Source organism: Streptomyces sp. NPDC055749 (genome assembly GCF_053617235.1).
The window spans coordinates 21,269-41,447 of the sequence record NZ_JBSHFH010000027.1 but is presented as its reverse complement, the minus strand read 5'-3'; the positions used below and the strand labels follow the sequence as shown (position 1 = coordinate 41,447).

General features: G+C 71.9%; 19 protein-coding genes. 5 read left to right on the top strand and 14 right to left on the bottom strand.

Going from position 1 to position 20,179, the window contains the following annotated elements; all coding sequences use genetic code 11:
* Nucleotides 1–1,164 carry a glycosyltransferase gene (locus ACWGO0_RS21055; RefSeq protein WP_453536918.1) on the bottom strand — a complete coding sequence of 388 codons (1,164 nt, stop codon included), beginning with the start codon at nucleotides 1,162–1,164 and terminating at the stop codon, nucleotides 1–3.
* A 108-nt stretch (nucleotides 1,165–1,272) separates the two neighbouring features.
* On the opposite strand from ACWGO0_RS21055, the gene ACWGO0_RS21050 reads away from it, so the two are divergent.
* Entirely contained in the window at nucleotides 1,273–2,814 is a 1,542-nt protein-coding gene (locus tag ACWGO0_RS21050) for a hypothetical protein (protein WP_453536915.1), read from the top strand.
* On the opposite strand, the gene ACWGO0_RS21045 is transcribed toward ACWGO0_RS21050, so the two are convergent.
* Genes ACWGO0_RS21045 through ACWGO0_RS21035 form a run of 3 tightly spaced genes read right to left on the bottom strand, consistent with a single transcriptional unit; the run spans nucleotide 2,783 to nucleotide 6,959 of the window.
* Nucleotides 2,783–4,027, bottom strand: a complete 1,245-nt coding sequence (locus ACWGO0_RS21045; RefSeq protein ID WP_453536913.1) for a hypothetical protein — start codon at nucleotides 4,025–4,027, stop codon at nucleotides 2,783–2,785. The genes ACWGO0_RS21050 and ACWGO0_RS21045 overlap by 32 nt on opposite strands.
* The gene (locus ACWGO0_RS21040) at nucleotides 4,024–5,700 is read right to left on the bottom strand and encodes a lipopolysaccharide biosynthesis protein (RefSeq protein WP_453536910.1); all 1,677 of its coding nucleotides are present in this window, start codon (nucleotides 5,698–5,700) and stop codon (nucleotides 4,024–4,026) included. Before ACWGO0_RS21040 ends, ACWGO0_RS21045 begins: the two co-directional genes overlap by 4 nt.
* Nucleotides 5,697–6,959 carry a glycosyltransferase gene (locus tag ACWGO0_RS21035; RefSeq protein WP_453536907.1) on the bottom strand — a complete coding sequence of 421 codons (1,263 nt, stop codon included), beginning with the start codon at nucleotides 6,957–6,959 and terminating at the stop codon, nucleotides 5,697–5,699. Before ACWGO0_RS21035 ends, ACWGO0_RS21040 begins: the two co-directional genes overlap by 4 nt.
* A 153-nt stretch (nucleotides 6,960–7,112) precedes the next feature.
* Between ACWGO0_RS21035 and ACWGO0_RS21030 the strand changes: the two genes are divergently transcribed.
* Entirely contained in the window at nucleotides 7,113–7,559 is a 447-nt protein-coding gene (locus ACWGO0_RS21030) for an adenylyltransferase/cytidyltransferase family protein (RefSeq protein ID WP_185297793.1), read from the top strand.
* Here ACWGO0_RS21030 and ACWGO0_RS21025 read toward each other — a convergent pair.
* A complete protein-coding gene (locus ACWGO0_RS21025; protein ID WP_453536904.1) occupies nucleotides 7,528–8,259 on the bottom strand; it encodes a CDP-alcohol phosphatidyltransferase family protein in 732 nt (243 codons plus the stop codon). The two genes, ACWGO0_RS21030 and ACWGO0_RS21025, sit on opposite strands and share 32 nt — an antisense overlap.
* Before the next feature lie 174 nt (nucleotides 8,260–8,433).
* On the opposite strand from ACWGO0_RS21025, the gene ACWGO0_RS21020 reads away from it, so the two are divergent.
* Entirely contained in the window at nucleotides 8,434–8,925 is a 492-nt protein-coding gene (locus tag ACWGO0_RS21020) for a DUF6069 family protein (protein ID WP_453536901.1), read from the top strand.
* A 24-nt stretch (nucleotides 8,926–8,949) separates the two neighbouring features.
* Here ACWGO0_RS21020 and mnhG read toward each other — a convergent pair whose 3' ends face one another.
* The 9 genes from mnhG to ACWGO0_RS20975 all read right to left on the bottom strand — a co-directional run bounded on the left by mnhG (nucleotide 8,950) and on the right by ACWGO0_RS20975 (nucleotide 17,600).
* Complete coding sequence (gene mnhG, locus ACWGO0_RS21015; RefSeq protein WP_453536898.1) at nucleotides 8,950–9,303, bottom strand: monovalent cation/H(+) antiporter subunit G; 354 nt, start codon at nucleotides 9,301–9,303, stop codon at nucleotides 8,950–8,952.
* On the bottom strand, nucleotides 9,300–9,641 hold the full coding sequence (locus ACWGO0_RS21010) for a monovalent cation/H+ antiporter complex subunit F (RefSeq protein WP_453536896.1): 342 nt from the start codon (nucleotides 9,639–9,641) through the stop codon (nucleotides 9,300–9,302). Before ACWGO0_RS21010 ends, mnhG begins: the two co-directional genes overlap by 4 nt.
* Complete coding sequence (locus ACWGO0_RS21005) at nucleotides 9,638–10,267, bottom strand: Na+/H+ antiporter subunit E (protein ID WP_453536893.1); 630 nt, start codon at nucleotides 10,265–10,267, stop codon at nucleotides 9,638–9,640. The genes ACWGO0_RS21010 and ACWGO0_RS21005 overlap by 4 nt, the downstream gene beginning before the upstream one ends.
* Nucleotides 10,264–11,919: a Na+/H+ antiporter subunit D gene (locus ACWGO0_RS21000; RefSeq protein WP_453536890.1), complete on the bottom strand. Its 1,656-nt coding sequence runs from the start codon at nucleotides 11,917–11,919 to the stop codon at nucleotides 10,264–10,266. Before ACWGO0_RS21000 ends, ACWGO0_RS21005 begins: the two co-directional genes overlap by 4 nt.
* Nucleotides 11,916–12,542 (bottom strand): Na(+)/H(+) antiporter subunit C, encoded by a 627-nt coding sequence (locus ACWGO0_RS20995; protein WP_453536887.1) that lies wholly within the window; start codon nucleotides 12,540–12,542, stop codon nucleotides 11,916–11,918. Before ACWGO0_RS20995 ends, ACWGO0_RS21000 begins: the two co-directional genes overlap by 4 nt.
* A complete protein-coding gene (locus tag ACWGO0_RS20990; RefSeq protein WP_453536884.1) occupies nucleotides 12,539–15,439 on the bottom strand; it encodes a Na+/H+ antiporter subunit A in 2,901 nt (966 codons plus the stop codon). The genes ACWGO0_RS20995 and ACWGO0_RS20990 overlap by 4 nt, the downstream gene beginning before the upstream one ends.
* A 103-nt stretch (nucleotides 15,440–15,542) precedes the next feature.
* Complete coding sequence (locus ACWGO0_RS20985; protein ID WP_453536881.1) at nucleotides 15,543–15,974, bottom strand: (4Fe-4S)-binding protein; 432 nt, start codon at nucleotides 15,972–15,974, stop codon at nucleotides 15,543–15,545.
* A 100-nt stretch (nucleotides 15,975–16,074) separates the two neighbouring features.
* On the bottom strand, nucleotides 16,075–16,476 hold the full coding sequence (locus ACWGO0_RS20980; protein ID WP_453536879.1) for a RidA family protein: 402 nt from the start codon (nucleotides 16,474–16,476) through the stop codon (nucleotides 16,075–16,077).
* Nucleotides 16,473–17,600: an acyl-CoA dehydrogenase family protein gene (locus ACWGO0_RS20975; protein WP_453536877.1), complete on the bottom strand. Its 1,128-nt coding sequence runs from the start codon at nucleotides 17,598–17,600 to the stop codon at nucleotides 16,473–16,475. The genes ACWGO0_RS20980 and ACWGO0_RS20975 overlap by 4 nt, the downstream gene beginning before the upstream one ends.
* A gap of 91 nt (nucleotides 17,601–17,691) precedes the next feature.
* Here ACWGO0_RS20975 and ACWGO0_RS20970 point away from each other — a divergent pair, with 91 nt between their 5' ends.
* Nucleotides 17,692–19,350: an AMP-binding protein gene (locus tag ACWGO0_RS20970; protein WP_453536875.1), complete on the top strand. Its 1,659-nt coding sequence runs from the start codon at nucleotides 17,692–17,694 to the stop codon at nucleotides 19,348–19,350.
* A 4-nt stretch (nucleotides 19,351–19,354) separates the two neighbouring features.
* Nucleotides 19,355–20,173 (top strand): PaaX family transcriptional regulator, encoded by an 819-nt coding sequence (locus tag ACWGO0_RS20965; protein ID WP_453536872.1) that lies wholly within the window; start codon nucleotides 19,355–19,357, stop codon nucleotides 20,171–20,173.
* Nucleotides 20,174–20,179: the final 6 nt, after the last annotated feature.

The following is a 20,179-nucleotide window of genomic DNA, read 5'->3' as shown; positions in this document are numbered from 1 at the left end:
TCACCGACGGCTCCGGCGGACCACGTCCTCGTAGGTCCGCCGGAGGGTGGCGGTGACGGCCTCGATGGTGAACTGGTCGTTGACCAGCTGCCAGGCGGCCTTGCCCGCCTGCTCGGCGGCCTCCGGCTCCAGCAGCTCCAGGATCGCGTCGGCGACCTTACGGGCGTTGGCCGCGTCCTCTCCGACCCGGCTGTCGATGACCCGGCCCGCACCGGCCCCCGACACATCGGGGGCCTGCCCGCAGGTGCGGGTGATGACGACCGGGGTGCCGACCGACATCGCCTCCAGGACCGAGACCGGGAACGGCTCCTCGATCGCCGGCAACACATACACATCGGCCTCGCGCCCTGCGGCGAGGACCGCGTCGTGCTCCAGCGGGCCCACGTGGTCGAGGGAGTCCGTGACGCCCAGCTTCCGGGCGAGGGCGAGGGTGCCGGCCAGCGCGCCGGTGTCCGGGCCGGCCAGCACGAAGCGGGCGTCCGGGTGGTGGGCGAGGACGTGCGGCATCGCGGCGATGAAGTCCTCGGGCCGCTTGCGCTCCTGGATGCGAGCGAGGTACAGCACGGTCGGCGGGCGGCTGGGGCCGCGGGCGGGCTTGCGCTCCTGCGGGCGGACACCGTTGACCAGCCGTACGGTACGGGTGAGCGGTACGGGCGCTGCGACGGCGTTCACGTCGACCCGCTCCATCTCGGTGAGGTGCAGGACGGCGTCGGCCTCGCGCAGCACCTTGCGGACCCCTAGGACATCGGTGAGCTGGGCGACCTTCTTCTCGGTGGGGTCGATCATGCCGTGGGTCTGGACGACCAGGGGTGTACGGGTCGCGAGCGCGAGGAGCGCGGCCGGCAGGGTCACCAGGTCCCGCATCAGATGGACGTGTACGAGGTCGGCGCCGCGCATCATGCGGCGTGCGGTGCGAAGCAGCGCGGCGGAGGTGATGCCACTGACCTCGAACATCGGGAGCAGGTGGCGTGCCTGGAAGAGGTGGACGGGAACGCCTTCCACGTGGCTGGGCAGGTCACCGTCGGGGAAGCCGTCACCGAGGGCCATGACGCGTGCGTCGTCACCGTTCGCCCGCTGGACCTTGGAGAGGTTGAACGCCACCCGGGTCGGCCCGCCGAAGGCATGGTCCGGAGTATGGAGCGTGACAACGTGCAGGATTTTCACCAGAGTTCCCCTCAACTGCGGCCAATACTTCACAGAGTAGTCATCGCACCTCCTCAAGTGGGCTGATTCGTTAGAGTGTTCAGCAGTTCACTGATCCCGGGGGGGCGCATGACGTCGGTGCACACATCGGCGCAGGAGCAGGCCGCCCGCTCGGTCGCGTCTGCGGAGTGGGCACGGCGGGGCGGCGCCCCGAAGCCGCCCGAGCAGCCGATGGCCTGGTCGATGCTGTCGCGGGCCCTGTCCGTGCCGCTCATCCTCGGCCTGGTGTGCTTCCTGCCCGCGGTGATCGCCGCCCAGCCCGGCAGCGAGGTCCGGGACACCGCGTACTGGCTCCAGTTGGTGCTGACCTGCTATGCGGGGGCCCGGCTGGCGACGATGATCCTCTCCACCCGGCGGCGGCTGCTTCAGGGCGTCTTCTGGATGTTCGTGTACATCGCGATGGGCGTGGCGCCGTTCGCCCAGGTGGTGATCGGGCAGACGCCGACGCCGATGGTGGGGCCGCGCCAGGACCTGGTCACGGCCATCGCGATGGTCTTGGTGGGGTGTGCCGCCTTCGACCTGGGGGCGCTGCTGGCCTCGCGGCGCCCGCTGCGGCGCCGTACGAGCCCCCCCACGCGGAGCCCGGGCGGAGGACCGGCCGTGGCGCATCCGCTGCGGCTGCGACTGCTGGTGCTGCTGGCGTTCGCGGCGAGCGCGTTCTACGTGCTGAAGCTGGGCGGGCCCTCGGTCTTCTTCTCCAGCCGGCAGGAGATCAACGAGACCGTCGCGGCGAGCGGGGTGGTCTCGGAAGGCTCCAATGTCGGCTCGGCGTTCGTCAAGGGCTTCGGCCAGGTCCCGGCGCTGCTGGCGCTGCTCTTCTACACCCGCCGTCTGGCAACCTCCTACCGGGCCCGGCGCGCCCCGTCGACGGTGCTGGTGTGGGTGGCGCTGGTGGCGCTGAACCTTGTGGTGAACAACCCGATCTCCAACGCCCGTTACTGGTTCCTGACGGTGCTGTTGGCCTTCGTGTTCACCGCCTTCCCGAGCAGTGCGGCGGTCTACCGCATCGTTCTGGCGACGGGGGTGGTGGGGGCACTCGTGGTGTTCCCGTACGCCGACAAGTTCCGGTACGACGACGAAGGGCAGCGGCCCGCGCAGTCGGCCTCGGTCTTCGAGCCGCTGGTGACCAAGGACTACGACCAGATGGTGATGTTCGCCAACAGCATCTCGTGGGTCGACACCCGAGGACACGCCTACGGCCGCCAACTGACTGGCTCCGCCCTGTTCTTCGTGCCGCGCGCGGTGTGGAGCGGGAAGCCGGAGGACACCGGGGTCCGGGTCGGTCAGTGGATGGGCCTGCGGATGACCAACCTCTCGGCCCCGCTGTGGACCGAGTTCTGGGTCGACTTCGGCGTGTCCGGGGTGATCGGCGGACTCGCACTGATCGGCTACGCGGTGGCGCGCACCGACCGCCGGTACGCGCTGGCCGTCACCCGGGCGGGACCGGGCCCCGGGAGTGTGCTGGCCATCGCCGCGCCGCTGATCGCCGGATACACCTTCATCCTGCTGCGCGGCCCGCTCCTGCAGGCGGCGGGGAAGCTGGCCATCGCCGCGCTGTGTCTGCTGCTGATCAGCACGTTCAAGGAGCAGAGGGCAGGGCGCCGGCGGTGACGGCCTCGTCGGGCGCCGGCTTCCTGCGCCGGATCCGGGCCACCCGGATCCAGGTGGCGGCGGCCTTGCAGAGCGACCCGAGGCACAGCCCCCAGGCGGCTCCCGGGACGCCTCCGAGGGCGTAGCCCCCCGCCATGGACGCCACGGCCGCAAGTGAAAAGACCACCTGGATACTCAGGGTCGTACGCGGGTCGAGCATGCGCAGGGCGAGCAGGCCGCAAGTGCCCACGGCCATCGCCGCGTACTGGCTGCCGGTCGCCGGGAGGAGGGCGGCGGCCGTCGGCCAGGTGTCGCCGAGCAGCTCACGCCCAGCCTCGTCGGGGAGCAGGGCCAGGGCGGTGGCCCAGAGGGCGGCGGTGGCGGCGAGGACGGCCGCGAGTCCCGCGGTGGCCCGCACCCGGCGTCTCTCGTCGCCGACGCGGCCGAGCAGCGGGGGGCCGAAGGAGGTGGCGGAGGTGAACAGCACGTTGAGCGGCCCGAACAGGGTCGTCGCCCCGCGCAGCGCGCCGACGACCAGGGGGTTGCCGACAGCGCCGAGACCCAGTACCGAGAGCTGGCTCGTCGCGTTGCCGACGCCGAACTCGACGGCGAACCGCTGCCCGAGGTGCCCCCGCCGGAACAGGGGACGCAGACGCAGGGGCGCCCCCGCGGTCCGCCGGTGCAGCAGCACGGCGGAGAGCAGCAGCGCCGGGAGCGCGGAGAGCCCCCAGACGGTGACGAGGCGCGCCGCCCCGGCCCCGTACGGTTGCACCGCGAGCGCCCCCAGCACACAGGCCAGTCGCAGTACGTCGCAGAGGAGCGCGAGGTGGGGCAGGCGCAGGGTGGAGAAGGCGTACCGCATGGCGTCCTGGCCGAGGACGCCCGGCAGGACGAGCCCGAGCATCATGAGGGCGCGTGCCGTCTCCCCCGGGACGAACAGACAGATGGCGGCGAGCAGCGCCCCGAGCGCGGTGGAGGCGAGCAGGGTGAAGGCGACGGCCGACCGGCAGGCACCCCGGGTCTCGTCGCTCTCGCCGCGCCGCAGCACCAGCGGCTGCCCGGTATACGCGCCGGACGCGCCCAGCAGGACGGTGAAGACGAGGTAGACGGCGGAGAAGCGCGCGAAGTCGGCGACGGTGGAGAGCCGGGCCGCCGCCACCAGCACCAGGATGTTGGTGAGGGCCGTGACCCCCTGGTCCGCGACCGAGGAGACGATCGCGGTACGAGCCTTCACCGGCGCCCCGCGGAGGCGTTGAAGGCACGCAGGCCGAGTGTCTCGGTGGGGTCGCCCGTGGTCTCCGGGTCGTCCGGGCCGTCCGTCCGGGCGGGCGGGCCACTGCGTCGCCTCGGGGACTTCTTGCGCTCCTGGGAGCCGAGGCGTCCGCGGCCCGGGTGGAGGAGGACGCCGAGCACCGAGCCGCCGGAAGCGCTGATGACCTCGCGGATCCGCTCCACGTCGCTGCGGTGCACCTCGCGCGGGTCGCAGACGATCATGACGCCCGCCACCCGGTCGACGAGGGCGACCGCGTCGGCGTAGGCCAGGACGGGCGGGGCCAGCACGATGACGACCGTGCCGGGGCGATCGGCCTCGGCGACGATGCGGCCGACGGGGGCGGAGGTCAGCGCGCGGGGCACGTTGTCGACGCGCCGGCCCGCGACGAGGGTGAAGGCGCCGGAACCCGGCACGTCCACGTTGGAGCGGCTGCCCGAGGGCCAGGTGCCGTCGTCGTCGGCGACCCAGCGGGGCGGCCTGGCCTCGTGCGCCGCCGAACCCAGCTCGCGGGCCAGCGACGGCGTACGCAGATCGGCCTCGACCAGGAGGACGTCGCGGCCCATCTCGGCGAAGGCGGCGGCCAGGTTCGCGGCCGCGCCCGCCGCGGCGGCGCTGTCTCCGCGCGGCGCGGTGACCAGCAGTCGGCGGGTCTCCGTGAACGCGGGGTCGTAAGCGAGGCGGAAGGCGACGGCCCGGTACTCCTCGGCGAGTCTGCTGCCGGCGCGCCCGATGGCGAGCAGGCTGTCCGATGCGCCGCGCTCCCGGGGCAGGGTGCCGAGCAGCGGAGCGCCGAGGGAGCGGACGAGCTCACGGGTGGAGCGGACGGAGGGGTCGAAGACGAGCCGCACCCAGGACAGGAGGAGCCCCAGGGCGAGGCCCACCACGCCACCGAGGCCGAGCAGCATGGGCAGGCCGGCGCCGGTGGGCTCGTCCGGGGCGACGGGCTTCTGGTTGAGGTAGCCGGGAGTCGTGTCCAGGGCCCTCAACTCGCTTATTTTACGGCTGAGTTCGGAGATGGAGACGATGAGGTTGGCGCGTGCGCTGCTCACGTCGTCGGCCTCGCTCGCGCCGACCTGCTCCTCCAGCAGGTCGCGCTTCTCCTCCAGCGGCTTCAGCTGGGCGCGGTAGCCCTGCGCCATGTTCTCGATACTGCCCTCGGTGCGCTGTTTGCGGTGTTTGAGGTAGGCGTCGGCGAGGGCCTCCGCGCGTGACCTGGCCTGCTCGGGGGTGTCGCCCGTGTAGGCGAAGCGCAGGGTCAGCGTATTGGGCGGGTTGGTGACCTGGAGGCCGGCCAGCAGGTCCCCGGCGTCGACCGGGTCGGCGTCCTTGGCCACGGCTTCGGCGGCCAGTTCGCCCACGGTGTCGCTGATGGCGGTCTGCCGTTCGGAGCCGATGTTGATGCCCTTGTCCGCCGAGGCGCCGGTGGCGAACGGGTCGGCGGTGGCGGAGCGGACGAGGACCACACCGGTGGCGGTGTAGGTCTCCGCGCCGCTGAGCGCGAGATAGCCGCCGCCGAGGAGTCCGACAACGACGCCGACGGCGAGGAGCGCGCGGTAGCGCAGGAGCTGGCGGAACTGATCCCGCAGCAGAGCAGGTTCGTCCTGGTCCTCCAGGGCGCGGATCGGATGCGTCATCGCTGTGGTCTCCCTTGAGCGTTCCCGAGGACCTCGGTGAGCAGGGCGTCGAAGCGGGCGAGTCCCGCCTCACGGCCCAGGTGGTGTGCGACGTACCGCGGACCCTGGGCCCCCAGGGCCTCGGCCGCGGTGGCGTCCTCGGTGAGTTTGCGTACGGCCGCGAGGAGTCCGGCCGGGTCTTCGGGGGCGACGAGGAGTCCGGCACCCGAGCGGCGTACCTCGTCGGCTGTGCCGCCCTCGTCGGCGACGGAGGCGACGACGGGCCGTCCGGAGACGAAGTACGAGGTGAGCTTGGAGGGCACGCTCATGTCCAGGACGGATGCACGCTGGGTCACCGCGAGGATGTCGGCGGCGGCGAGGATGTCCGTGAACTCCTCGGCCCCCGCGGGCGGCAGGAAGTCGATGTTGGGCAGGGGGCCCGCGAGGGCGCGGAGCGTCTCGCGCTGGTTCCCGTCGCCCATCAGGACGACTCGGATGTCCGGTGCGAGCCTGGCCGTGTCGACGAGGACGTCGAGGCCCTGCTTGAGGCCCATGTTCCCCGAGTGCAGCAGTACCGGGGTGCCCTCGGGCCAGCCGAGCCGGGCGCGGGTGGCGGACCGGTCGGCCGAAGGGGGCTCCACGTGCGTCCAGTTGGGCACGATGCGGATGCGGCCCGGGTCGACGCCCAGAGCGGTGACGCCCGGGACGAAGCTCTCGTGGATGACGCCGACGAGGGCCGCGTCACGCAGTGCGTACCGCTCGGCCGCCGCGGCGACGGCCGCCGCCCTGCCGCCGCCCCGGATGCCGCTCTGCGCCGCCGCCGCGCCCATCAGGTCCTGGACGACGGGGATGTACGGGACCCGGTGGCGGCGGGCGATGCGGGCGCCGATGACACCCCCCGCGAGGCTCGGCATCTGGGCGATCACGGCGTCGGGGCGGCCCGGCGGCGGGGCGAGGAGCCCGTGGGCGAGCACGGTCACCTCGAAAGCGGCTCTGCGCAGGGCGGTCTGACGGGGCGGTATGTAGTGCCGACGGCGGTGGACGACGACTCCGGCCCGGGTCTCGCGCGCCCGCCGGACTCCCCGGTAGCGCTCGTCGAGCTGCCAGGAGGGGTAGTGCGGCATGCCGGTGAGCACCTGGACGGCGGCTCCGGACGCGGCCCAGTGCTCGGCGAGCTGGGTGGCGTACGGACCGATGCCCGTCAGCTCCGGCGCGTAGTTGGTCGAGACCACCAGCAGCCTGAGGTCGTCGAACGTCGTGTGATCTTCGGCAGCGGACATCGGATCGGTCGCCTTCCCCCCGGAACAGCCGCTGTTCCCCCCAAGGAACAGCCCCGGGTCGAGCTTATCCGTTCACGGCCTGCACAAGTGTTCTTCACAGTAAGGTCGTTGGAGATCCACACCGATACCGATATTTCCGGGGGGAGACAGCGGATGGTGCACAGAGTCGGATATGCGCCGGGTGTGTACGACTTGTTCCATGTCGGACACCTGAACATCCTGCGGCACGCGCGCAGTCAGTGCGACTACCTGGTCGCCGGGGTCGTCTCTGACGAGATGGCCGCGCTCGCCAAGGGCCACAAGCCGGTGATTCCCCTGCCCGAGCGGCTGGAGATCGTCCGGAGCGTCCGTTTCGTGGACGCCGCGTTCGTCGAGACCGTGCCGGACAAGGTCGAAACCTGGCAGCAGGTCCGGTTCGACGTGATTTTCAAGGGAGACGACTGGCGGGGCACGGAGAAGGGGCTCCGGCTGGAGCGCGACTTCGCCGAAGTCGGCGTGGAGGTCGTCTACTTCCCGTACACCGTGCACACGTCCAGCACCCAGCTACGCCGGGCGCTGGACGTCCTGGTCAGCCCGCCCGGAGCTCTTTCAGCTCCCTGAACCACTTGGCGAGGAACGCCACGAGGAAGAGGGCGTGCACGGCGGCGAGCGCGGCGTACCCGGCCAGGAAGGCGCCGGGCGCGCCGGCCAGCAGGAACACCAGGCAGAACACCCCGTAGTCCGCGGGGAGCAGCGCCACGGCCCGCACCCGGGAGACCGGGGCGGCCCCGCCCTCCGGGGCCGGGCGGGCCGCGGCTGCCGCCTTGCCCAGCTGCTCGCGCAGCAGCCCCGCGCAGAAGGTGAGCACCGCGACGAACAGGAACCCGAGCGGCAGCAACAACCAGCCGTCGGAGGGCAGTTCGCCGTAGCGGTAGAAGGCGATGAGTACGGCCGTGTGGACCAGGATCATCTTCGCGCAGTCGACGACATGGTCCAGCCATTCGCCGTCGGGGCCGCCCCTGCCGGTGAGCCGGGCGAGCTGGCCGTCCGCCGAGTCGAAGGCGAAGCCGACCGCGAGCCCCGCCCAGACGGCCACGCCGAGTGCCCACGAGGGTCCGGCAAGCGCGACCGTCAGGAGCGCGGCGAAGGTGAACGCCGCGCTGATCAGGGTGACTTGGTTGGGCGAGAGTCCCGCCCGGTGGGCCCCCGCCGCCAGCAGCCGCCCCGCGGGCCGGTTCACGTACCGCGAGTAGAGCGATACGCCCTTGGCCGTCTTCTGTGCGCCGCGCAACTCGCGCAGCACCGTACCTGTGCTTCCCATACGCCCCCCAGCGTCCAGCGGTGTCCGCATCATGGCACGCGGAGATCGCTCCCGTGGGCCCGTGTTCGCCATTGGGTCACCCGGGCCCCTCACCCGTACGGACCGGCTCGGCTCGCGCACCCCCGTCGCGGGTTCCACGATCGGGGTTCGGTTACCGAAGGGGAGACACCGGCCGTGGACGAACAGGACAGGTACGGGCAGCCGCAGCAGCAGACCGGCTACTACCGCCCGGAGACCCGCGGGCCGCGCGTGGACGCCGGCCGGCTGTGGGCGGGCGGTGTGATGACCGCGGTCGTCGCCGCGCTGACCGCGGTGGTCGGGGTGCTGCTGGTACGGGGCGTGCTGGGCGTGCCCGTCTTCGCACCCGAGGGCGACGGCATGATGGGCGACGCGTCGACCGGGCTGCTCGCGATGGGGGCGGCCCTGGCGGCGCTGGCCGCCACCGGGCTGCTGCATCTGCTGATGCTGGCGACGCCGCAGCCCGGCACATTCTTCGCCTGGATCATCACGCTGGCGACGGCGGTGATGGTGCTGCTGCCGTTCACCACGTCCCTGCCGATGGACGCCAAGATCGGTTCGGCGACGCTGTATCTGGTGATCGGGATCGCGATCGGCTCCCTGCTGTCCGCCGCCGCGCGCAGCGCTGCAACCGGGGACGGCTACTGACCGCACCTGCCGGAGCCGCGCTCGTCAGCGCTCCTCGGTCAGTTGCTCGTCCAGTTCGTCGAAGAGCAGCTGTTCGTGGTCGATCTGACCGGTGCGGTAGGCCGAGCGGGCCACCAGGTGGGCGGCGACCGGTCCGGTCATCATCTGGAAGAAGACGATCAGGCCGAGCGTGGCCACGTCCATGCCGCTGCGGATCCTCAGCCCGACCCCGATCAGCACGAGCAGCATGCCGAGGGTCTGCGGCTTCGTCGCGGCATGGCTGCGCGACAGGACGTCGGGAAGCCGCAGCATGCCGATGACGCCGAGCAGACAGATCGCCGCGCCGAGGAGGACCAGGACCGCGCCCGTCGTGTCGGTGATCTGGAGCCAGAGGCTCATTCGGTCCCCTCCTTCGTCGCGGTGGGAGCGGGCGGCGGTGGAGTCCCGGGGCGCACCGGCCGGTCGCGTACGGCGATGAAGCGGGCGATGCCCACCGAGCCCGTGAAGCCGAGGAAGGCCAGCACCATCATGATCGGGAAGTAGTAAGGGTCCCTGGAGAAGGCGGACTTGGCGCCGAGGCCCGCGATGATCAGGGCGGCACACACATCCAGCGCGATGGCCCGGTCGAGCATGGAGGGGCCGCGCCGGATGCGGACCAGGAGCAGCATCCCCGCGGCGACGATCATCACGACGGCGGTGGTCAGCAGCACCCGGTCGATGGTCTCGGGGACGCTCATACGGTTCCCTTCCCCAGGCCGGACCGTGTTGTCCCGGGGGGTGGTTCGCCGACGCGGGCGATCTCGTCGCGGGTGCCGAAGGCCCGTACCGTCAGCTCCTCCATGCGCCAGACGGAGCGCCGCGCCGCGTCGAGTGCGGTTGGGCTGTCCGCGTCGAGCACGTGCAGGAAGACCGTGGCCGTCGCCCGGCGTACCTCGACGATGGAGCCGCCCGGCACGTTGGACACCGCGACGGCGGTCGCGGTGAGCATCAGATCGCTGCGGCAGCGCAGCGGTACGCCGATGACGGCTGCCTGGTGGGCCTGCCCGTCGAAGATCTGCCGGGTGACCCGCACACCCGAGGTGTACATGTCGTAGAGCAGGTACGCGGCGAGGCAGAGGATGCCCCAGGGGTGCAGCCGCAGTCCGAGGTCGACCCTCGGCAGCGGGAACGCCAGGCACACGGCCACCGAGACGACGACACCGGTGATGACGTTCGCCCAGGTCAGTGTGGACCAGAGCAGCACCCAGATGAGGGTGAGCCAGGCGATCAGCGGCAGGTCGAGCACGCGTCGGCGTTCGCCGAACTCGCAGCTGAAGGGAGGGAGTTCCTTATTGCGGAAGGACAGGGTGAGCGTCCGCTTCACCGGCCGAGCACCTCCTCGACGTAGGGGGTCCGTGCGATGAGTTCGGCTGCCGAGCGGTCGGTGTACGAGGTGAGGGGTCCGGCGAGCACGGTGAACGCGAGACCGAGTGCGACGGCTCCCGCGGTCGCCGCCGTCATCGTGCCCGGCAGCCGGGTCGTGGTGGTGACCGCCCGTCCGTGCAGGGTGGCGGCCACGGCGCGGCCGGCCGGGTGGTACCTCTCCCGCACGCCTTCGTCACCGGTGCCCGGCATCCGGTCGGGGCCCGCGTCGGCGTCCTCGTCGTCGGAGTCGTCGTCGGACTCCAGGACCGTGCCGTCGGCTGCCTGTCCGGGTGGGGCGGCCCGCCAGAACGCCAGGTTCCAGACCTTGGCCATCACATAGAGCGTCAGCAGGCTGGTCCCCACCGAACCGGCCACCAGGAACCAGGACAGGGCGCTGCCGTCGGCGACACCGGCCCGCATCAGGCCCAGTTTCCCGATGAACCCGGACAGCGGCGGGATGCCGGCCAGATTCATCGCGGGTACGAAGAAGAGGACGGCGAGCACCGGGGCGGCCTTGGCGATGCCGCCGATCCTGGTGAGTTCGGTGGTGCCGGTGCGCCGTTCGATGAGCCCCGCGACGAGGAACAGCGTCGTCTGCACGGTGATGTGGTGGGCGACGTAGACGATCGCGCCGCCGTACGCCTCGCGGGTGGCGAGACCGATACCGAAGACCATGTAGCCGATGTGGCTGATGAGGGTGAAGGAGAGCACCCGCTTCAGGTCGGTCTGGGCGACGGCGCCCAGGATGCCGATGACCATGGAGGCGAGCGCGGCCACCATCAGCAGGTTCCCGAGCCGGTTGCCGGGGAAGAGCAGGGTCTCCGTTCGGAGCATGCAGTAGACGCCGACCTTGGTGAGGAGTCCGGCGAAGACGGCGGTGACGGGGGCGGGCGCGGTGGGGTAGGAGTCGGGCAGCCAGGCCGCGAGGGGGAACACCGCGGCCTTGACGGCGAAGACAATGAGCAGCATGGCGTGGATCAACGTCTCCACACCGAGCGGGAGTTCGTCCATTCGTCCGGCCAGCTGGGCGAAGTTGGCGGTGCCCGTGGCGGCGTACGTCGTGGCAATCGCGATCAGGAACAGCATCGACGAGAACAGCGAGATGATCACGTAGGTGGAGCCCGCGCGGACCCGGGGCCCGGTGCCGCCCAGGGTGAGGAGGACGAAGCTGGCCACGAGCATGATCTCGAAGCCGACGTAGAGGTTGACGAGGTCCCCGGCGAGGAACGTGCAGGAGACACCGGCGACGAGGATGAGGTAGGCGGGGTGGAAGACCGCCACCGGGGTCTCCTCGTCCCGGTCGGCCATGCCCTGGCCGAGCGAGTAGACGAGCACGCAGAGCGTGACGGCCGAGGAGACGGTGAGCATCAGCCCGGACAGCCGGTCGGCGACCAGGGTGATGCCGAGCGGCGGGGCGAAATCGCCGAGGTGGACGGAGATCGGCCCCTGACGGTCCGCCGCGATCATCAGGGCGACCGAGAGGGCGAGCACCGCACTGAGCACGGTGACGCTGATGATGCGCTGGAAGCGTTTGAGGCGGGTGCCGAAGGCGAGGCTGAGGCCGGTGGCGCAGAGCGGCAGCAGCACCGGCAGCGGGACGAGCGTGTTCATCCGGTGGCTCCTCGGTCGGGTGGTCCTTGAGGGGTGTCGCCCCGCTCGTCCGTCCGCTTCTCGGCCGCGTAGTCCTCCGGGTCGGCGCCCAGCACGTCGTGCCAGAGGTTGCCCGACGCGTCCCGGCCGCGGGCCTGCAGGGCGCGGTCGGCGCGCAGCTTCTCGCGCAGGCGCCGGTGCTCCTCCCGGTAGCGGACGCGCTCCGCCCGGGTGGGTTCGGAGCCGTCGCGGAACTCCTGGCGCAGCTGGGCCCGTTGGTCCATCACTTCGGCACGCAGCGCGATGCGCCGGTCCTCCAGGTCGTCGTGGACCTCGTCGGTGCCGGTCAGCTGGTGGCTGCGGTAGGCCATGGCCAGGAGGAACGCGGTGGTGGCGAGGGTGATGACGATGGCGGTGACCGCGATGGCCTGCGGCAGCGGGTCGGTGACCTCGTTCAGCGGGACGCCGTAGAGCAGCGGCTCCCGGCCGGCCGAGCCGCCGGCGGTCAGGACGAGCAGGTTGATGCCGTTGCCCGCGATCACGGCGCCCAGCAGGATGCGGGTGAGCGGCCGGGTGAGCATCAGGATGCCGCCGACCGCGCAGAGGACCACGGCCGGGGCGAGGAGCGAGACGCTGACCGTCATCGGCCGGGGCCTCCCGCCGGGCTTTCGGCCGGGGCCGGCGCACCGGCGGCCCGTTCGATCTGCCGGTCGATCTTGGCGCCGAGCGCGCGCACGATGTCCAGCACGACTCCCAGGACCAGCAGGTAGACGCCGAAGTCGAAGAGGACGGTCGACCCGAGGTGGTAGTCGCCGAACACCGGCAGATGGCCGTGGTACGTCCAGGCGAGCAGGACCGTGCCCTTGGCGAGACCGAGCAGCGCGACCCCGGTGGAGATGAACAGGCCGAGGCCGGTGAAGAGCCCGGGCTGGAGCGGCGCCGCCTCGGCGAGTTCGAACCGGCCGCCCGCCAAGTAACGGGTGATGAGGGCGACTCCGGCGACGAGCCCGCCGACGAATCCGCCGCCCGGCATGTTCTCGGCGCAGAACAGCAGATACACGGAGAGGATCAGGATGGGGTGGAAGAGCAGCCGCGCCACCACTTCGAGGACGACGGAACGGTGTTCGGGCGCGAGCGTGGAGCCGGCGGCCAGCCAGCTCCGTTCGGGGGCCGCTTCGTCGCCCTGCGGGAGCCCGGTGAGCCGGGAGGCGGACAGCGACCAGGCCGTGCGGCCCTCCGGATCCGGCGGCGCCGTCGGTGCCTCGCTGCGGCGGTGCCGGTAGATGAGGCTGGTCACCCCGATCGCCGCGGCGGCGAGGACCGCGGACTCCCCCATCGTGTCCCAGGCCCGCAGATCGACCAGGATGGTGGCGACGACGTCCTTGAGCCCGTGGTGGGCGGTCTCCTCGACCATCGCGGCGCCCGCGGGTTCCGCGGTGCGTGCCGCCGCCGCGACCCATACGACGACGCCGACGGTCGCCGCCGCGGCGAGCGCCAGCGGAATGCGTACGGCGCGCCGCCAGCTGCTGACCGACTCCTCGAAGCGCACCGGCATCCTGCGCAGTACGAGTACGAACACGACCATCGACACGGTCTCGACGCAGAACTGGGTGAGCGCCAGATCCGGGGCTCCCTGGACGACGAACAGCAGGGCTGCCCCGTAACCGGTCAGTCCGGCCAGGACCACGGCCTTCATCCGGCGGCTCACCGTCAGGCAGAACAGCGCGGCCAGGCAGGTCAGCACCGCGACGGCGCCCTGGAGCGGAACGTCCCACAGCCGCGGCGCCGCCGCGCCGCGCCAGGGCCGGTCGGTGGCGAGCACGGCCAGTTGTGCGGTCAGCACCACCGCCAGGGTGGTGGCCAGGTAGACGGAGAGCGAACCGCGCTGGACGAACCCGGTGACCTGGAGGGCGAGGCGTTCCAGGCCGAGGAGGAGGTGGCCGAAGACGCTGTCCGCTGTGGGCCACGCGATCCGCCGGGAGAGCCGGGTGACGGTGGAGCGCCGCGCGAAGAGCAGGGCGCCGCCCGCCCAGGCGAGCGCCGACAGGAGCAGCGCGGTGCCGAAGCCGTGCCAGAGGGCGAGGTGGTAGGGGTGTGCGGGGGCGGGGAAGGTGTCCGCGTACGCGGCGAAGAGCCGGTCGGTCCAGCCGACGCCGGGGCCCAGCACGAGCCCGCAGACCGCGAGGAGCGCGGGCGGCGCGAGGAAGGCGGCGCCGACACGGTGTACGGGGGTGTCGGCGACGCCGGGTTTACGGGCGAAGGCCCCCCAGACGAACCGTACGGTGTACGCGGTGGTCAGCGCCGACCCCACGACCGTGGCGGCCAGCGTCCACCGGTCCGTGGTGTCGCCGTGCAGCAGGGCTTCGAAGGCCGCCTCCTTGGCGGCGAAGCCCAGCAGCGGAGGAAGCGCGGCCATGGAGGCGGCGGCGAGCACGGCGACGGCGCAGACGTGGGGCAGTGCCCGGCCGACGCCGGAGAGTCTTCGCAGATCGCGGGTGCCCGCGGCGTGGTCGACGATGCCGGTCACGAGGAACAGCGGGGCCTTGAACAGGGCGTGTCCCAGGATCATGACGGCGGCGGCGAGTGCCGCGTCGCGGTTGCCGGCTCCGGCGAGCACGGTGAGGAACCCGAGCTGGCTGACGGTTCCGTAGGCGAGGACGAGCTTCAGGTCGTTCAGGCGCAGTGCGCGCCAGCCGCCCAGCAGCATGGTCGCGGCCCCGAGCACGAGCACGACGGGCCGCCAGACCGGGACGTCGGCGAAGGCGGGGGCGAGCCGCGCCACCAGATAGACCCCGGCCTTGACCATCGCGGCGGCGTGCAGATAGGCGCTGACCGGGGTGGGCGCGGCCATCGCGTTCGGCAGCCACAGGGAGAACGGCCAGATCGCGGACTTGGACAGGGCGCCGCACAGCACGAGGACCACGGCGACCGAGACGGCGAGCGTCGGTTCGGGCGGGTCGGCGACGATCGTGGAGATCCGGTAGGTTCCCGCCGCCTGACCGATGATCAGGAAGCCGACGAGCATCGCGAGGCCGCCGGACGTGGTCACGGTCAGGGCCTGGAGCGCCGAGCGGCGGTTGTGCTTGTGCTCGCTGCCGTATCCGATCAGGAGGAAGGAGAAGACCGTGGTCAGTTCCCAGAACACATAGAGCGTGATCAGGTCGTCGGCGAGGACGAGGGCGAGCATGGCGCCCGCGAAGGCGAGCAGGTTCCCGGCGAAACCGGCCAGGCCGGGGGCGTCGTCGGTGAAGTACGACGCGCAGTAGAGCAGCACCAGCGTGCCGATACCGGCCGCGAGCAGCACCATCAGTTCGGCGAGCGCGTCCAGACGCAGGTCGACCGAGACGTCGTAGGCCGGAATCCACTGCCACGACGAGGTGACCGACCGCCCGTCGGCCGCTCCGTCCCACCGGACCGCCGCCCAGACCGTGGCGGCCGCCGGGGGCAGCGCGAGCACGAGGAAGGCCCGTCTGCCGAGTCTGCGCACCAGCGGGCCCGCGCAGGCCGCCAGCACGAAGTGGCAGACGATGAGCGCGGTCATGAAGCGGAGTCCTGGGCGGTTTCCGGGGCAAAGGGCACTGATTACAGATATATCGCCCAGCCCTGTTCACCCGTACGCCGCGCCGCGCTCGGTGCGGTTCCGGTCAGATGTGCCGGGCGCAGTCCCCGCTGTGGTCGCAGTACGGCGTGTTGCCCGTCTTCCCGCAGCCGCACAGCATCACCCGGGTCTCGCGGCGGGGGCCTTGCGGGGTTTCCACTTCGAGGTCGCCGCGCAGATGGATCACACCGTCGGAGTGGAGGGACACCCGCGTCGGCACATCGGGCACCTCGTCCGCGAGGCCGTCGGTGCGGCGGTACTGGAGGGCGCCGCTGGGGCAGCGGTGGATGACCTCGGCGACCTCGTCGGCGGAAGCGTTCATGGGCACGATCCACGGCTTGCGCCCCACCTCGAAAACGGAAGGCAGCCCCCGTACGCATTCGGCCGCGTGCAGACAGCGGTGGACGTCGTAGGAGACGGTGATGCCTTCACCGTCGTACGACCTGGTCGCAGGGGGCGGGGGCGGTTCGCTGGTCACCGCGGGGCTCCTGGGGGCGGCTCGGGGGTTACGTGCTCCGCACTGCCGTACGGACCCCTCCAGCCTCTCCCCGGATTCCGCCCCCCGCTACTCGTATACGTCAGTCCAGCGCCGCCACCCCGTCCAGTTCGACCAGCGCCTGTTCGTCCCAGAGACGGGCGGCGCCGATCACCGCCATCGCCGGATAGTCGCGGCCCGCCAGCCGCCGCCAGATGCGGCCCAGTTCGGGCGCGTGCACGCGGTAGTCGGCGACGTCCGTGGCGTAGACGGTGACCCTGGCCAGTCCGGCGGGGGTGCCGCCCGCCGCGCGCAGGGCGGTGAGGAGGTTGGTGAGTGCCTGTTCGAACTGCTCGGGGAGCGTGGTCCCGACGACCTTTCCCTCGCCGTCCAGCGCGGTCTGGCCCGCGAGGAAGACCAGCCGGCCGCCGGTGACGGTGACGGCGTGCGAGAAGCCGGGGGGCGGGGAGAGTTCGGCGGGGTTGATGCGGGTGACCGGGTTCATGCGGGCGGCTCCTGGGTCGCGTACAGCTCTTTGGCGATGATCGTGCGCTGCACCTCGCTCGCGCCCTCGTAGATCCGGGGCGCGCGGACCTCCCGGTAGAGGTGTTCGAGCAGGTGGCCGCGGCGTAGGGCGCGGGCTCCGTGCAGTTGGACGGCCGTGTCGACGACGTACTGCGCGGTCTCGGTGGCGAACAGCTTGGCCATGGCGGCGCGCCCGGGGACGCCGCTCTCCCCCGCGTCGTACGCGGCGGCTGCCGCGTACACCAGGAGCCGGGCCGCCTCGGTGCGGGTCGCCATCTCGGCGACCTGGTGCGAGACGGCCTGGAGGTCCTTCAGCGGTCCGCCGAACGCAGTGCGCCCGGCGGTGTGTCCGAGGGTGGCGTCGAGTGCGGCGCGCGCCATGCCGACCGCGAAGGCGCCGACGCTCGGCCGGAACAGGTTGAGGGTGTTCATGGCGACCCGGAAGCCCCGGTCGGGCTCGCCCAGGACGTCGTCGGCGGTGACGGGCACGGCGTCGAAGGCCAGCGACCCGATGGGGTGCGGGGAGAGCATGTCGAGCGCCGTGCCGGTGAGCCCCGGGCGGTCAGCGGGGACCAGGAACGCGGTGACGCCGCGTGCTCCGGCGCCCTCGGTCGTACGGGCGAACACGGTGTAGAAGTCGGCCTCGGGCGCGTTGGAGATCCAGCATTTCTCGCCGGTCAGCCGCCAGCCCTCCGGGGTCCGCCGGGCGGCGAGGGAGAGGGCGGCGGCGTCGGAGCCCGCGCCGGGCTCGCTCAGCGCGAACGCGGCCACGGCGCGTCCTGCACGCACTTCGGGGAGCCAGCGCTCGCGCTGCGCGGTCGTGCCGGCCTGGACGACCGGGTACGTGCCGAGGCCCTGGAGGGCGAGGGCGGTCTCGGCCTCCGTACAGCCGCGGGCGAGGGATTCGCGCAGCAGGCAGAGGTCGAGCGCGCCGGAATCGAGGAGCCGGTCGAGGAGACCCAGCTCGCCGAGCGCGGCGACCAACGGGCGGTTCACCTTTCCCGGTTCACCCTTCTCGGCCACTGGGCGCAGTTGGTGCACGGACAACTCGTACAGCTCAGCGCACCAGGCGGTCCTGGCCGGGCCGAGCGAGAATGCCGTCATGGCGGCGCCTCTCTTGTCACGTCTTATCGCGAACCGTTGACTACCGTCACTCAAACGATACGCTCCAAGTGCGACAAGGGGGCGATCCTTCATGGAGCCGAGTTCCTCGCCGGGCGCGTCGGCGCACGGTGCCACCGCACACACCGATACCTTTTCCCGCGACCATCTGCCACCGGCCGCCCAGTGGCCCGAGCTGGTCTTCGACCGGCCCGAGCTGCGCTACCCGGACCGGCTGAACTGCGGATACGAGCTGCTCGACCGCACCGTCGGCCGCTTCGGCCCGGACCGCCCCGCCTTCCGCAGCGCCGACGGCGCGGTGTGGAGCTACGGGGAGCTGCTGGACCGGGTGGACGGCATCGCCCACGTCCTCACCACCGACCTGGGGGTACGCCCCGGCAACCGGGTGCTGCTGCGCGGCCCCACCACTCCCTGGCTGGCCGCCTGCTGGCTGGCGGTCATGAAGGCGGGCGCGGTAGCCGTCACCGTACTGGCGCAGGCACGGTCCCAGGAGCTGGCCACCATCTGCTCACTTGCCCGGGTGAGCCATGCGCTCTGCGATGCCCGGTCGGTGGAGGATCTGCTGAAGGCGCGGGTCCCGGGGCTGCGGATCACGGAGTACGGGGGTGAGGCGCCCGACGATCTGACCCGCCTGGCGGAGTCCCGGCCGGGACCCTACGAGCCGGTGGACACCGCGGCCGACGATGTCGCGCTGATCGCCTTCACCTCGGGCACCACCGGGCGCCCCAAGGGCTGCATGCACTTCCACCGCGATGTACTGGCCGTCGCCGACTCGTTCTCGCGCCACGTGCTGCGTCCGGAGCCCGGTGACGTGTTCGCGGGGAGCCCGCCGCTCGGTTTCACCTTCGGCCTCGGCGGACTGGTGATCTTCCCGCTCCGCGCGGGCGCCTCGGCGCTCCTGCTGGAGCAGGCGGGCCCCAAGCAGCTGCTGCCCGCGCTCGCCGCCCACCGGGTCTCGGTGCTGTTCACCGCGCCCACCGCGTACCGCGTGATGCTCGACAACCTCGACGGGCACGACCTGTCCGCGCTGCGCCGCTGCGTCTCGGCCGGGGAGAACCTGCCCGCGGCGACCTGGCAGTCCTGGTACGACAGGACCGGTCTGCGCATCATCAACGGCATCGGGGCCACCGAGCTGCTGCACATCTTCATCTCGGCGGCCGACGACGCCATCCGCCCCGGCACCACCGGGAGACCCGTCCCCGGCTGGCAGGCGCGCGTGGTGGACGCGGCGGGCGAGGAACTGCCCGACGGCGAACCGGGGCTGCTGGCCGTGCGCGGCCCGGTCGGCTGCCGCTACCTCGCCGACGAACGGCAGACGCAGTATGTGCGGCACGGTTGGAATGTCACCGGTGACACGTACGTCCGCGAGCCGGACGGCTACTTCCGCTATGTCGCCCGCGCCGACGACATGATCATCTCCTCCGGCTACAACATCGCGGGCCCCGAGGTGGAGGACGCCCTGCTGCGCCATCCGGAGGTGGCGGAGGCCGCCGTGGTGGGCCGGACGGACGCGCTGCGCGGGCAGATCGTGGTGGCGTACGTGGTGCTGCGCGAGGGCTCCGACCAGTCCGCCGACTCCCTGCGCAGATACATGAAGAGCGAGCTGGCTCCGCACAAATGCCCGCGCGTCGTCGAGTTCCTGACCGAGCTTCCCAGAACCGCGACCGGCAAGCTCCAGCGCTTCCGCCTGCGCAGCGACAACGCCCCCCACAGCACGCGGGCTCTAGAGTGATCACGTGGCCGAGCTGCACACTCCCCGATCCTTGATCGTCAGCCTCTACGGCGCGTACGGTCGCTCCCCCGGCAACGAACCGCTGCCGGTGGCCGAGCTGATCCGTCTGCTGCGCGCCGTAGGTGTCGACGCGCCCTCCGTACGCTCCTCCGTCTCCCGGCTCAAGCGCCGCGAACTCCTCGTCCCGGCCCGCACGACGGACGGGTCTGCCGGTTACGCGCTGTCGGCCGACGCCCGGCAGCTGCTGGACGACGGCGACCGGCGCATCTACCAGCATCCGGCGCCCCGGACCGCCGACGGCTGGGTGCTGGCCGTCTTCTCCGTACCGGAGGCCGAGCGTCACAAGCGGCATCTGCTGCGCTCCCGGCTGGCCCGTCTCGGTTTCGGCACCGCCGCACCGGGGGTGTGGATCGCGCCCGCCGGGCTGTACGAGGAGACCCGGCACACCCTGGAACGGCTCGAACTCGCCCCGTATGTGGAGCTGTTCCGCGGGGAACACCTCGGTTTCGCGGCGACGAAGGAGTCGGTGGCGCGCTGGTGGGACCTGGACGGCATCGCCCGTCTCCATCTGGACTTCCTGGAGCAGCAGGAGCCGGTGCTGAAGTCGTGGGAAGCGCGAGCCCCCGGCAGTGTGCCCGACCCGGAGGAGGCGTACCGGGACTACCTGCCGGCCCTGGACTCCTGGCGGCGGCTGCCGTACGCGGACCCGGGTCTGCCCGATGAGCTGCTGCCGAAGGAGTGGCCCGGGGGCCGCTCGGCGGAGGTGTTCGGGCTGTTGCACGGGATACTGCGTGACGCCGGGGAGCGCTTCGTACGACCGTGAACGGCA

Excerpts from the sequence above, each read along its gene's own strand:
- ACWGO0_RS21050 (WP_453536915.1), top strand. The coding sequence starts at position 1,273 with ATGACGTCGGTGCACACATCGGCGCAGGAGCAGGCCGCCCGCTCGGTC.
- ACWGO0_RS21040 (WP_453536910.1), bottom strand. The coding sequence starts at position 5,700 with ATGACGCATCCGATCCGCGCCCTGGAGGACCAGGACGAACCTGCTCTG.
- ACWGO0_RS21035 (WP_453536907.1), bottom strand. The coding sequence starts at position 6,959 with ATGTCCGCTGCCGAAGATCACACGACGTTCGACGACCTCAGGCTGCTG.
- ACWGO0_RS21030 (WP_185297793.1), top strand. The coding sequence starts at position 7,113 with ATGGTGCACAGAGTCGGATATGCGCCGGGTGTGTACGACTTGTTCCAT.
- ACWGO0_RS21025 (WP_453536904.1), bottom strand. The coding sequence starts at position 8,259 with ATGGGAAGCACAGGTACGGTGCTGCGCGAGTTGCGCGGCGCACAGAAG.
- mnhG (WP_453536898.1), bottom strand. The coding sequence starts at position 9,303 with ATGAGCCTCTGGCTCCAGATCACCGACACGACGGGCGCGGTCCTGGTC.
- ACWGO0_RS21010 (WP_453536896.1), bottom strand. The coding sequence starts at position 9,641 with ATGAGCGTCCCCGAGACCATCGACCGGGTGCTGCTGACCACCGCCGTC.
- ACWGO0_RS21000 (WP_453536890.1), bottom strand. The coding sequence starts at position 11,919 with ATGAACACGCTCGTCCCGCTGCCGGTGCTGCTGCCGCTCTGCGCCACC.
- ACWGO0_RS20995 (WP_453536887.1), bottom strand. The coding sequence starts at position 12,542 with ATGACGGTCAGCGTCTCGCTCCTCGCCCCGGCCGTGGTCCTCTGCGCG.
- ACWGO0_RS20990 (WP_453536884.1), bottom strand. The coding sequence starts at position 15,439 with ATGACCGCGCTCATCGTCTGCCACTTCGTGCTGGCGGCCTGCGCGGGC.
- ACWGO0_RS20980 (WP_453536879.1), bottom strand. The coding sequence starts at position 16,476 with ATGAACCCGGTCACCCGCATCAACCCCGCCGAACTCTCCCCGCCCCCC.
- ACWGO0_RS20975 (WP_453536877.1), bottom strand. The coding sequence starts at position 17,600 with ATGACGGCATTCTCGCTCGGCCCGGCCAGGACCGCCTGGTGCGCTGAG.
- ACWGO0_RS20970 (WP_453536875.1), top strand. The coding sequence starts at position 17,692 with ATGGAGCCGAGTTCCTCGCCGGGCGCGTCGGCGCACGGTGCCACCGCA.